Source organism: Neorhizobium sp. T25_13, assembly GCF_002968675.1.
Lineage (GTDB): Bacteria > Pseudomonadota > Alphaproteobacteria > Rhizobiales > Rhizobiaceae > Neorhizobium > Neorhizobium tomejilense.
The window spans coordinates 221,785-234,063 of record NZ_PVBI01000002.1 but is presented as its reverse complement, the minus strand read 5'-3'; the positions used below and the strand labels follow the sequence as shown (position 1 = coordinate 234,063).

The following is a 12,279-nucleotide window of genomic DNA, read 5'->3' as shown; positions in this document are numbered from 1 at the left end:
CACAGAAAGGCCGGGCAAAACCCGGCCTTTCTCGTTTCCGCCATAGAGAGGCTCAGTGAGTGCCCTTGAGATCGACCGGGAAGAACAGGGTCTCGCCAGAACTGTCATCGACGCCGTCGTTGTCGGTGACGGCGAAGGCCTTGCCGGACTTGTCGAAGGTGAAGCCTTCGAGCTTGTCGACCACGTAGCCGTTTGAAGCCTTCAGATCCGGGATGAAATCGTGGGCTTCTTCCTTCTTCACCACCGGCAGTTCGGTGCCGATCTTGGCCGGCTTCAGGTCGGCGATCGCTACCCGATAGAGCTTCTTCAGCTTGGCGGCGTCGCCGATCTGGTTGTCGCGCTCGATGATGTAGACATAGTCGCCATGGGCAGTGATTTCCGAAAGGCCGACCCAACCTGCCCCGGCCTTGTCGAGCGGATAGCGCACGGCGCCCCATTCCTTGGACTTCGGCTTGTAGGAGACGAGCTTGACGGTGCCCTTCGGGTCATCCTTCCACTCGCGCTGCATCGCCATCCACAGGACCATGTCGTCGCCTGACCCGACCGTCGTCACCCCTTCGAAACCGAAGCGGGTCTCGCCGGCGAGCAGGTCAGCGGGCAGGCCGATCTCGGCCTTGATCTCGCCCTTGGCATCGACGTTGTAGAGGCCATGGCCGGTTAGCTTGGCGGAGTCGCCTTCCGACGCCAGCCAGAAACCGCCCTTGCCGTCGAGCGCGATGCCTTCGATGTCGAGTTTCTGGGCCGGCTGGCCGCCGCGGGTGATGCGCAGGACGCCGGTGATTTCGGCGGGCTTCCTGGTGGTGTCGATGGTGAAGATCGACGGCTGCATGGTGTAGACCGAGTCGCTGACGGCATAGAGGATGCCGTCCTTCTGGGTGTCGCCTACGAGACCCGAGAGCGCGCCCCAGCCGAGCACGTTGCCGTCGACGTCCTTGGAGACGAGCTTCGGATAGTTGGCCACGCCTTCTTCCAGAGCGTAGATCATCACATGCGAACGGGCGCCGCCGTCCTTGCCGAGATCGACTTCATTGGCGGTCGCAAACAGGTTGCGGCCCGGAATGGCGACGGCGCCTTCCGGCGAGATGCCCGAGGGCAGGATCTGCATGAGCTGCGGCTCGGCGCCGGTGTCCTTGTAGACGGCGACGACAGAGGCGCGTTCGGCGAGCAGGAAGAGATACTTCTGGCCGTTGAAGGTCGCGGCTTCCATGCCTTCGACCTCGATGCCCTTCGAGCGCGCGCGCTTTTCCGGGAAATGGCCGAGGCGGGCAACCGCGCGCTCCAGCGAGGCGCCTGATTCGTAGAGAACCTTGCCGGTGCGATCGAAGATGGTGAAGCCGCGAGAGCCGCCTTTCCAGTCGCCTTCGTTGGCGACCACGAGGCGGTTGTTGTCGAGCCACTTGACGGCGTCAGGCTCGCGCAACGCCGAAGCCTTGGCCGTAAAGGACAGCTGGCCGTCGGTCTTGTTGTCGATGCCTTCGAGATCGGCCTTGCCGGCGGAGAAGTGGCCGGTGACCTGGCCGGTCTTGCCGTCGATGATGACGATCTCGTTGTTCTCCTGCATTGTCAGGGCAATTTCGCCATTGTCGTTGATGGCGACGAATTCCGGCTCCGGATCTTCCGGCGCGACACCGGCAAGGCCGGTCAGCGCCACGTGCTTGATCGAGGCGCAGTCGGCGGTGCCGTCCTTCAGGGAGACGATCACCAGGTCGCCGGCCGGCATCTGCGGGAGGGCGCCTTCGTTGACGTCCTCGTCGCGCTCGTTCTCGATGGCGATCGCGGCAAAGGTCTTGTCCTTGGAGACGGCGATCGAGTCCGGCTGGCCGCCGAGATCGCAGGTCAGGTCGACCTTCTTCGTCGCAATGTCGACGACGGCAAGGAAGCCGGTCGGCTTCTGCTTGCTTTCGCCGGTGTTCACGGCGGCGAGAACCTTCTTGCCGACCGACGCAACCGAGGTCGGCTCGCCCTTGAAGGTGAGCGCGCCGAGCGCCTTCGGGGCCTTCGGATCGGTGATGTCGACGAAGCCGATCGCGCCGAGCGGGCTATCGGTATAGATGAGCGTCATGCCGTCTTCGCTGGCGGTGACGATCTCGGCCGAGCTGACGCTCAGCTTGTCCTTGTCGGCGGGAAGATTGGCGGCGACGGGGAAAGATGCGATGCGGTTGAAAACCTGCTCGGCGCTCGCCGGCACGGCGACCGAAGCAAGAAGTGCTGCGGTCAACGCGGCACGAAGTGAAAACGTCATGGGAAGCCCTCCTGTCCATGAAACACACAGCTGGCTTGTGAGCCACGGTCGTGACAGGCAGATGACAGTTTTCGCATCCGGCGTCCTGGCCGGTGGAGATTAGCAATTCGTAAAAAAGGCCCGGGAAAACCCGGGCCTTTTCAAATGCGAGACTGTAACAGGATGCCTTAAAGGCAGCGCGTTAGCTGTTGACTGCGTCCTTCAGGCCCTTGCCGGCCGAGAACTTCGGCACATTACGTGCCGGGATGTCGACTTCGGCGCCGGTCGAAGGATTACGACCCTTGGACGCTTCGCGACGGGAAACGGAGAAGCTGCCGAAACCGGCAAGACGGATATCGCCGCCCTTCTTCAGTTCAGCCTGTACGGTCTCAAAAACGGCGTCTACAGCGGATGCGGCATCAGCCTTAGAGAGGCCGGCCTTCTCGGCCACTGCGGATACCAACTCATTCTTATTCATGTTTCCACCCCTTTCAAACGGTTTTGGAACGACTCATGTAATCGGGGCAGACAATAGTCAGGCGCCCGCCCGTGGCAACCCAAAAGCTCCGCAATCGCCTGAAAAACAAGGGGTCCGCGTTATTTTTCACAAAAAAAGCCGGCGTTTTGCCGGCTTTTTTCATTGCTGGTGCCAATTTGGCATAACCAAAAGGCTATCGATCAGTGTGCGACGGCAACGCCTGCGTCGTCCACGCCTTCGACCGTGGTGATCAGCGGCGTTTCCACCGTACCATCCCATTCGATCGCTTCCGGCTGACGGACGAGCGCGTGACGGATCACCTCGCCCATGCGGGAGACCGGAATGATCTCCATGTTGTTCTTCACGTTGTCCGGAATCTCGGCCAAATCCTTGGCGTTTTCTTCCGGGATCAGAACGGTCTTGATGTTGCCGCGAAGGGCGGCAAGCAGCTTTTCCTTGAGGCCGCCGATTGGCAGCACGCGGCCGCGAAGGGTGATCTCGCCCGTCATCGCCACGTCCTTGCGAACGGGAATGCCGGTCATGATCGAGACGATGGCGGTTGCCATGCCGACACCGGCGGACGGGCCGTCCTTCGGGGTGGCACCTTCCGGAACGTGGACGTGGATGTCCGACTTGTCGAAGCGCGGCGGTTCGATGCCGAAATCCACGGCCCTGCTGCGGACATAGGATGCCGCCGCCGAGATGGATTCCTTCATGACTTCCTTGAGGTTGCCGGTGACCGTCATGCGGCCCTTGCCCGGCATCATCACGCCTTCGATCGTCAGCAGCTCGCCGCCGACTTCCGTCCATGCGAGACCCGTGACCACGCCGACCTGATCCTCGCCCTCGGCTTCGCCATGGCGGAAGCGCGGAACGCCGAGGTAGTCGGAGATGTTGGCCGCGGTGATCGCAACCGACTTGGTCTTGCCCTTGATGATCTCGGTGACCGCCTTGCGGGCGAGCTTCATCAGCTCGCGCTCGTAGCTACGAACGCCGGCTTCCCGCGTGTACTGCTGGCTGATCGCCATCAGGGCATCGTCGGTGACCGAGAATTCGTTCGGCTGCAGGGCATGTTCCTTGATCGCCTTCGGCAGAAGGTGACGCTTGGCGATTTCGCGCTTCTCATCCTCGGTGTAACCGGCGATGCGGATGATTTCCATACGGTCCATCAGCGGTGCCGGGATGTTCAGCGTGTTCGCCGTGGTGATGAACATCACGTCGGACAGGTCGTATTCGACTTCCAGGTAATGGTCCATGAAGGTCGAGTTCTGCGCCGGATCCAGCACTTCGAGCAGGGCCGAAGACGGGTCGCCGCGGAAATCCATGCCCATCTTGTCGATCTCGTCGAGCAGGAAGAGCGGGTTGGACTTCTTGGCCTTCTTCATCGACTGAATGACCTTGCCGGGCATCGAGCCGATATAGGTGCGGCGGTGACCGCGGATTTCGGCTTCGTCACGGACGCCACCGAGAGCCATGCGCACGTATTCGCGGCCGGTCGCCTTGGCGATCGACTGGGCGAGCGAGGTCTTGCCGACGCCCGGAGGGCCGACGAGGCACAGGATCGGACCCTTGAGCTTGGTCGCACGGGCCTGCACGGCGAGATATTCGACGATGCGTTCCTTGACCTTGTCGAGGCCGAAGTGATCCGCTTCAAGGATCTTCTCGGCATTGTTGAGGTCGGCCTTGACCTTCGACTTCTTGGCCCACGGAATGCCAAGCAGCCAGTCGAGATAGTTGCGCACGACGGTGGCTTCCGCCGACATCGGGCTCATCTGCTTGAGCTTCTTCAGCTCGGCATCGGCCTTTTCCTTGGCTTCCTTGGACAGCTTGGTCTTGGCGATGCGCTCTTCCAGTTCGGCCATCTCGTCGCGGCCTTCCTCGCCGTCGCCGAGCTCCTTCTGGATCGCCTTCATCTGTTCGTTGAGGTAGTACTCGCGCTGGGTCTTCTCCATCTGGCGTTTTACACGCGAGCGGATACGCTTTTCCACCTGCAGGACTGAAATCTCGCCTTCCATGAAGCCCAGCGCCTTTTCGAGGCGCAGCTTGACGGAAACCGTTTCCAGCATTTCCTGCTTTTCGGTGATCTTGATCGACAGATGCGAAGCGACCGTATCGGCCAGCTTCGAATAATCCTCGATCTGGCTTGCGGCGCCCACTACTTCCGGCGAGATCTTCTTGTTGAGCTTGACGTAGTTTTCGAACTCGGAAACCACGGAGCGCGACAGGGCTTCGACCTCGACCGCATCCTCGTCGGGTTCGGCAAGAACGCTCGCCGTCGCCTCGTAGAATTCTTCACGGTCGGTATAGCCGTCGATCTTGGCGCGCGAGCGGCCTTCGACCAGAACCTTGACGGTGCCGTCGGGCAGCTTCAGGAGCTGCAGCACGTTGGCGACGGTGCCGACCTTGTAGATTGCCGAGGGTTCGGGATCGTCGTCGCCGGCGTTGATCTGGGTGACCAGCATGATCTGCTTGTCGGAACCCATCACCTCTTCGAGCGCGCGAATAGACTTCTCCCGTCCGACGAACAAAGGCACGATCATATGCGGAAAGACCACAATGTCGCGCAGCGGCAGCACCGGATAGGTTTCGCTACCAGTCGCAGACGTTGAATTCGTCATTTCATTTCCTTTCCATCGTCCCGTTTCCGGGATACGTCCCGGGCAAATCACCCGGGCACTTCACTCTCGCCCAAAGTGGAGTTTTCGAAATTTGATTTCAAGCCTTGCAAGGCCGCCGCCGCTGGGATTGTGACAGGGGTATTACAAAGCGTGCGCACATTACGCCGCGCGGAACGCCTAAGGACACGGGACGCGACTCACCGGAACTGCCAACCTGCGATCACATGCAGGCGAAGCAGCCCGGACATCGATGATCTTCCCGCACCGTCTCTAATGCAAGACGAATATGGTGCAATTCTTCGCGAGGCAAAAATGGTGGAAAAATCAAAATAAGCAAGGCTGTCCACCAACATAAAAAAGAGGCCCCGACAGGGCCTCTTGCATTGTGCGGTTCGGAACGGGCGGATCAGGCCGAAACGTTCGCCTTTTCATCCTGCCGGTCGGCATAGATGTAGAGCGGCCGGGCGTTTCCACGCACGACGTCGTCCGAGATGACCACTTCGCGCACGCCTTCGAGCGTCGGCAGTTCGAACATGGTGTCGAGAAGGATCTTCTCCATGATCGAGCGCAGGCCGCGGGCGCCGGTCTTGCGGGTGATCGCCCGCTTGGCGATCTCGCGCAGCGCATCCTCGTGGAAGGTCAGATCGACGTCTTCCATCTCGAACAGGCGCTGGTACTGCTTGATCAGCGCATTCTTCGGCTCGGACAGGATCTGGATCAGCGCGTCCTCGTCGAGGTCTTCGAGGGTCGCCAGAACCGGCAGACGGCCGATGAATTCCGGAATGAGACCGAACTTCACCAGATCTTCCGGCTCCAGTTCGCGCAGCACTTCGCCGACGCGACGGTCTTCCGCAGACTTCACGGAGGCGCCGAAGCCGATCGAAGTCTTTTCGCCGCGAGCCGAGATGATCTTGTCGAGGCCTGCAAAGGCGCCGCCGCAGATGAACAGGATGTTCGTCGTGTCGACCTGCAGGAATTCCTGCTGCGGATGCTTGCGGCCGCCCTGCGGCGGGACCGAGGCAACCGTGCCTTCCATGATCTTCAGAAGCGCCTGCTGCACGCCCTCGCCCGACACGTCGCGGGTGATGGACGGGTTGTCGGATTTGCGGGAGATCTTGTCGACTTCGTCGATATAGACGATGCCGCGCTGGGCGCGTTCGACATTGTAATCCGCAGACTGCAGAAGCTTCAGGATGATGTTTTCGACGTCCTCGCCGACATAGCCGGCTTCGGTCAGCGTCGTGGCATCGGCCATCGTGAAGGGAACGTCGATGATGCGGGCGAGCGTCTGGGCAAGATAGGTCTTGCCGCAGCCGGTCGGACCGACCAGCATGATGTTCGACTTCGCAAGCTCGACGTCGCCGCCCTTGGAGGCGTGCGCCAGGCGCTTGTAATGGTTATGCACCGCGACCGACAGGATGCGCTTGGCCTGCTTCTGGCCGATGACGTATTCGTCGAGGACCTTGATGATGTCCTGAGGCGTGGGCACGCCGTCGCGGGACTTGACCATCGAGGTCTTGTTCTCTTCGCGGATGATGTCCATGCACAACTCGACGCATTCATCGCAGATGAATACGGTCGGTCCGGCGATCAGCTTCCGGACTTCGTGCTGGCTCTTTCCGCAGAAAGAGCAATACAGGGTATTCTTGGAGTCGCCGCCGTTGCTGCCGCTGACTTTGCTCATATCACTTTCCTTCCAGCACTCCGCACTCACGTCAAAACGGGCGCGGTCCACTCTACCGCTTGCCGGCGCGCGCCCGACGGGCCTTGCGCGCCTGCCTTGCCTTAAGGGTACTCTACCGATCCTGCGCACATCATGCGGGATCAGCGGCAACGAAACCCCTAAGAAACGAATGCTATGTCATAAAAGTTCAACACAGCATTAATAAGTACTAATAGCGCTTTCCGTGCGACTTGAAACCCCTTTTTGCTCACTTCGGGGTGAGGTGCACGGGTCGCGCCATCAGACTCAGTCTCCGGAGCCACCTTCCATTTCCTGACGCGATGTCAGGATCTTGTCGATGACGCCCCAATCCTGGGCTTCGTCGGCCGTCATGAAATGGTCGCGGTCGAGGGTCTTTTCGACTTCCTCCAACGTGCGGCCCGTATGCTTCACATAGACCTCGTTCAGACGTCTTTTCATCTTCAATATGTCACGGGCATGGCGCTCGATATCGGACGCCTGGCCCTGGAAGCCGCCGGAGGGCTGGTGCACCATGATGCGCGAGTTCGGGGTTGCAAAGCGCATGCCCTTCTCGCCGGCGCACAGGAGCAGCGAGCCCATGGAGGCGGCCTGGCCGATGCAGAGCGTCGAAACCGCCGGCTTGATGAACTGCATCGTATCGTAGATCGCCATGCCGGCGGTGACGACGCCGCCGGGCGAATTGATGTAGAGGGCGATTTCCTTCTTCGGGTTTTCCGCTTCGAGGAAGAGAAGCTGGGCGCAGATCAGCGACGCCATATAGTCTTCGACGGGGCCCGTCAGGAAGATGATGCGCTCTTTCAGAAGACGCGAATAGATGTCGTATGAGCGCTCACCGCGATTGGTCTGCTCGACGACCATTGGCACCAAGGCCATTGCGGTATCAACTGGATTTTTCATGTCCGTCCTTTGTCAAGCTTCTCTTGATCCCTGGCCGAAGGCAGAAAGGCGCTCCGGAATCAAATGGAATGGGTCATCCCTACATAGAGTGTCAACGCCCGGTACTTCAAGACGGAGCATCCGATATCCTTAACTGCCCGGGGATGCGCGAGGCTGACCGCTATTACGATTCGTGCCCGGCCACAGCCGACAGATGCCCGGTTTCGCTGACAAGCACAGGTTTTTGCCCAATCAGGGTAAAGCAGGCGTGAACATTGTCTCGAAAATCCCTCCACCGCCGGTCCGAGCCCCGGATTTTCCGTGATCCGTGCAACGTCGTCTTAAAGACTGCATGGCATTCTGGCCGCGCTCGACATCGAGTATGGGAGTTTCGGGTGGATATTTTAACGGGCCTGATGATCTGGGCGGCGGAGGCGCTGACGCTTGCCGTCCTCCTGTGCTCACGCTGGTATTACGAGCGGGACCGCTTCTACCTGAGCTGGGGCGGCGGGTTTGCGCTGCACGGGATCGGCGTCATCCTGGTCGCGTTGCGCGGCGACATTCCCGATTTCGTCTCCATCCAGATCGCCAACACGCTGGTGCTCGCCGGTGTCGGCCTGTGGATCGCCGGTCTCCTGCAGTTCGACCGAAAGCCCGTGGAAGCCTACGTCGCCATCCCGGCACTTCTCTGGGTGGCGGGCATGTTCCTCTATCCGGTGCGCGAGAACTTCGCCAACCGGGTGGCTCTCCATAACGTCGCGACCATGGTTGGCCATGCGATCATGATCGCCATCCTCCTCAGGAACCAGGGCGCGTCGAAGATAACGCGACGGGTGCTTGCGGCCTTCATCGCCGTACAACTCTGCGCAAACGGCGTCGTCGCAGTTCTGGTGGTCGTCGGCGAGGCGAAAACCATCGGCGCGTCGCCGCACTCCGCCTGGTTGCTCTTCCCGGCGGCAGTCTGCCTCATCGCCATCGTCATGACCGGCGCCAAACTGCTGACTGAGCGCTCCGAGGAGAAACTCAAGACGCTTGCCGTCACCGACCCTTTGACCGGGGTTCTCAACCGACGCGGCCTGATCGACCAGTTCCATGCCCTGAGAAAAATCGAGAACGATGAAAAGCCGCTGATCGCTTTCCTGCATTTCGACCTCGACAACTTCAAGCAGATCAACGACCGCTGCGGCCACCAGGCGGGCGATTCGGTGCTGGTCGCCTTTTCGCAGGTCGGCCAGACCTCGATGCGCGGCCGCGGCTTCTTCGGCCGCATGGGCGGCGAGGAATTCGCCTCCATCCTGCGCGTCGGCGACATGATCGAGGCCGCGAGCATCGCCGAGGCGATCCGCCTGACGCTCAAGCGCCAGACCATCGTCACTGGCGAGCACAACATCACGGTCACCGTCAGCGCCGGCATCGCGATCGCGGCAGCCGAAAGCGCTGACCTCGATCTTCTGCTCAGCGCCGCGGACCGGGCGCTCTATACCGCAAAGGACAGCGGCCGCGATCGTACCGCGATCGATACCGGCACCGACGCCTCGGTCGTCCCGGCCGTCGACCGGCAGGGTGAGGACGAGGCGCCAACCGACGTACGCGCCAGCCACCAGGTCGCAGCTCTCAAACGCATGGCGTCGCTTGGCAAGCGCTGACATCCCCTTGTCCTCTTCATCCTGAAACCCACATTCGTCCGCAGGGATAAAACGCGGAGAGTGGGTCATGCGGGCAGGATTTTCGGGGATCAGATTTTTCGCGGGCATTTTTCTTTCATCAGTGCTTTCCGTCTCGGTGTTTTCGGCCGGTACGACGTTTGCCCAGCAGGCGTCCGATACCGTTGCGCCGGAACGGGCAACGGGGTTCACGTCCGCCAAGCGCGTCGAGACGAAAAACTTCATGGTCGCCGCCGCCAATCCGCTGGCGGCCGAAGCCGGGCGCGACGTCATCGCCAGGGGCGGCAATGCGATCGACGCATTGATCGCGGTCCAAACCGTGCTCGGCCTCGTCGAGCCGCAGAGCTCCGGCCTCGGCGGCGGCTCGTTCCTCGTCTACTACGATGCGGCCACCAGCAAGCTCGTCACGTTCGATGGCCGCGAGACTGCGCCGATGGAGGCAACGCCAAAACTTTTCCTCGATGCGCAGGGCCAGCCGCTGAAATTCATGGACGCGGTTATCGGCGGCCGTTCGGTCGGCACGCCAGGTACCGTGCGCCTCCTCTCCGACGTCCACAAGCGTTACGGCAAGGCCGATTGGGCGAGCCTGTTCGAACGGGCGGAGAAGCTCGCCGCCGACGGTTTCCAGGTCTCGCCCCGCCTGGCTTCGCTGATCGCCGCCGACGGCGACCGGCTGAAGAAACACGATGGTCCGAGGGGTTACTTCTACGACGCATCCGGCGCGCCGCTGAAGGCCGGCACGGTGCTCAAGAACCCTGCCTATGCCGAGACGCTGAAAGCGATTGCGACCGGCGGCGCGGATGGCTTCTACAAAGGGCCGATCGCCGAGGCGATCGTCAAGACCGTGCGCGAGGCGTCGGGCAATCCCGGCGTCCTGTCGCTCGCCGATCTCGCCAATTACCGCGTCAAGGAACGCGAGCCGGTCTGCGCCGCCTACCGGGCGCTCGACATCTGCGGCATGGGACCGCCCTCCTCCGGCGCGGTCGCGGTCGCCCAGATGCTCGGTGTGATCGAGAATTTCGACGTCAAGGCCCTCGGCCCACGGAACGCCGAGAGCTGGCGGATCATCGGCGACGCGCAGCGCCTCGCCTTTGCCGACCGCGAGCGCTACCTGGCCGACCCGGATTTCCAGCCCTTGCCGATCAAGGGCCTGTTGAAGAAGGACTATCTCGGCAAGCGCGCCGCCCCGCTCGACGGCACCAAGGCTCTTAGCGCCGACCAGGTGAAGGCCGGCGAGCCGGAATGGGACCATGCGCTGCTGTTTGGCCGCGACGCGGCGATCGAGATGCCCTCCACCAGCCATTTCGTCATCGTCGACAGAGAGGGCAACGTCGTCTCGATGACCACGACGATCGAAAGCGGTTTCGGCTCGCGGCTGATGACGAACGGCTTCCTGCTCAACAACGAGCTCACCGACTTCTCCTTCAAGACCCATGACGGCAGCCTGCCCGTCGCCAACCGCGTCGAGCCGGGCAAGCGGCCGCGGTCCTCGATGGCGCCGACGATCGTGATGAAGGACGGCAAGCCGCTGCTCGCGATCGGCTCACCCGGCGGCAGCCAGATCATCGGCTACGTGGCTCAGGCCCTGATCGCCTATATCGACTGGGGCATGCCGGTGGAGCAGATCGTCGCCCAGCCGCATTTCATCAACCGGTTCGGGACTTACGAGATCGAGGCCGGTACCGAGGCCGAAAAGCTTGCCGAACCGTTGAAGGCGCTGGGTTACGAGGTGAAGCCGGGCGAGATGAATTCCGGACTGCATGCGATCGAGATCACCGCGAACGGTCTCGTGGGCAGCGCGGACCCGCGTCGCGAGGGCGTGGCTGTTGGAGAATGATCAGACTTCGGCGTCGCCATAGGCCAGAGCCGTCTTGGTCGGCCCCTTCGGATCGACCAGCGGCGACTTGAGAAGCGTCTTCATCACCGTCCAGGCCTTGCGCACCACCTTGATATCCGCTCCGCCTTTTTCGAGAGGAAAGCGGAAGCTGAATTCGGCGGCGATCGGCGTACGAAGCTTTTCCTCCCTCCACCAGAGGATCGTGGCGCATTCCGCCTCGATCTCATTCGAAAGCCTGATCCACCCTTCCTCGTAGACATGTTCGACGACACGCAGGCCGGCGACGGTCTGCACCGGGGTCTCGGGGTCTGGCAGCGAGGCCTTGCGAACATCCGTGTAAGGCGCAAGGCACTCGCCGACGGTTAGGGGCATGTGCTTCGGATTGAATTCCGCTTCCACCGAACGGCTGAACAGTGCCCAGAAACGGGGGGTGTCGGCAGGCGGCATCGCCTTCACGTCCTCCTCGAACTTGGGCTCTTCGTCGCCCTTCTTCCGCAGTTCGAAATCCTGCGCTTCGGCAAGCAGGCGGTCGCCATGCCGGAACTTCAGCGTCGCCTTCCAGTCCTTGCTGGAACCCAGTTTGCGGCGCATGCGGAAAACCATGTCGGAACGGAGGTAGAGATCTCGTTTCTCGGTATCCAGAAAGAAGAGGTCACGCTGCTTGCTGTCCTTTAGCACATCAAGCCTGCCGTGCGTATCGATGTCGACGCCCTGCAGTTCCGCACGCAGACGCTCCCAGAAGCGCGCCACCGCTCTACCGCGGGCAGCCTCGTCACCGGCGAACTCCTTCGCATGCAGCATGACCTTGTATTCGCGCGATGACAGGCACACAGGCTTCCCTCCCCGCTCGACAGCCGCCCTTGCATCCAAACATGATCGC

8 protein-coding genes are annotated in these 12,279 nt (G+C 61.6%); 2 read left to right on the top strand and 6 right to left on the bottom strand.

Going from position 1 to position 12,279, the window contains the following annotated elements; all coding sequences use genetic code 11:
* Window positions 1–52 precede the first annotated feature (52 nt).
* The 5 genes from C5J22_RS04605 to clpP all read right to left on the bottom strand — a co-directional run bounded on the left by C5J22_RS04605 (window position 53) and on the right by clpP (window position 7,919).
* Window positions 53–2,242 carry an esterase-like activity of phytase family protein gene (locus tag C5J22_RS04605; protein WP_105437376.1) on the bottom strand — a complete coding sequence of 730 codons (2,190 nt, stop codon included), beginning with the start codon at window positions 2,240–2,242 and terminating at the stop codon, window positions 53–55.
* A 181-nt stretch (window positions 2,243–2,423) separates the two neighbouring features.
* On the bottom strand, window positions 2,424–2,699 hold the full coding sequence (gene hupB, locus C5J22_RS04600) for a DNA-binding protein HupB (protein ID WP_007753405.1): 276 nt from the start codon (window positions 2,697–2,699) through the stop codon (window positions 2,424–2,426).
* A gap of 200 nt (window positions 2,700–2,899) precedes the next feature.
* Window positions 2,900–5,317, bottom strand: a complete 2,418-nt coding sequence (lon, locus tag C5J22_RS04595; protein ID WP_105401002.1) for an endopeptidase La — start codon at window positions 5,315–5,317, stop codon at window positions 2,900–2,902.
* 406 nt (window positions 5,318–5,723) lie between these two features.
* A complete protein-coding gene (gene clpX, locus C5J22_RS04590; protein ID WP_046635404.1) occupies window positions 5,724–7,001 on the bottom strand; it encodes an ATP-dependent Clp protease ATP-binding subunit ClpX in 1,278 nt (425 codons plus the stop codon).
* Between the two features lie 285 nt (window positions 7,002–7,286).
* Window positions 7,287–7,919 carry an ATP-dependent Clp endopeptidase proteolytic subunit ClpP gene (gene clpP, locus C5J22_RS04585; protein WP_105437375.1) on the bottom strand — a complete coding sequence of 211 codons (633 nt, stop codon included), beginning with the start codon at window positions 7,917–7,919 and terminating at the stop codon, window positions 7,287–7,289.
* A gap of 374 nt (window positions 7,920–8,293) precedes the next feature.
* On the opposite strand from clpP, the gene C5J22_RS04580 reads away from it, so the two are divergent.
* On the top strand, window positions 8,294–9,544 hold the full coding sequence (locus C5J22_RS04580; RefSeq protein ID WP_172724021.1) for a GGDEF domain-containing protein: 1,251 nt from the start codon (window positions 8,294–8,296) through the stop codon (window positions 9,542–9,544).
* Between the two features lie 67 nt (window positions 9,545–9,611).
* Complete coding sequence (gene ggt / locus C5J22_RS04575; RefSeq protein ID WP_105437374.1) at window positions 9,612–11,399, top strand: gamma-glutamyltransferase; 1,788 nt, start codon at window positions 9,612–9,614, stop codon at window positions 11,397–11,399.
* On the opposite strand, the gene C5J22_RS04570 is transcribed toward ggt, so the two are convergent.
* The gene (locus tag C5J22_RS04570) at window positions 11,400–12,230 is read right to left on the bottom strand and encodes a hypothetical protein (protein WP_105437373.1); all 831 of its coding nucleotides are present in this window, start codon (window positions 12,228–12,230) and stop codon (window positions 11,400–11,402) included.
* Between the last annotated feature and the right edge of the window lie 49 nt (window positions 12,231–12,279).

Excerpts from the sequence above, each read along its gene's own strand:
- C5J22_RS04605 (WP_105437376.1), bottom strand. The coding sequence starts at position 2,242 with ATGACGTTTTCACTTCGTGCCGCGTTGACCGCAGCACTTCTTGCTTCG.
- hupB (WP_007753405.1), bottom strand. The coding sequence starts at position 2,699 with ATGAATAAGAATGAGTTGGTATCCGCAGTGGCCGAGAAGGCCGGCCTC.
- lon (WP_105401002.1), bottom strand. The coding sequence starts at position 5,317 with ATGACGAATTCAACGTCTGCGACTGGTAGCGAAACCTATCCGGTGCTG.
- clpX (WP_046635404.1), bottom strand. The coding sequence starts at position 7,001 with ATGAGCAAAGTCAGCGGCAGCAACGGCGGCGACTCCAAGAATACCCTG.
- clpP (WP_105437375.1), bottom strand. The coding sequence starts at position 7,919 with ATGAAAAATCCAGTTGATACCGCAATGGCCTTGGTGCCAATGGTCGTC.
- ggt (WP_105437374.1), top strand. The coding sequence starts at position 9,612 with ATGCGGGCAGGATTTTCGGGGATCAGATTTTTCGCGGGCATTTTTCTT.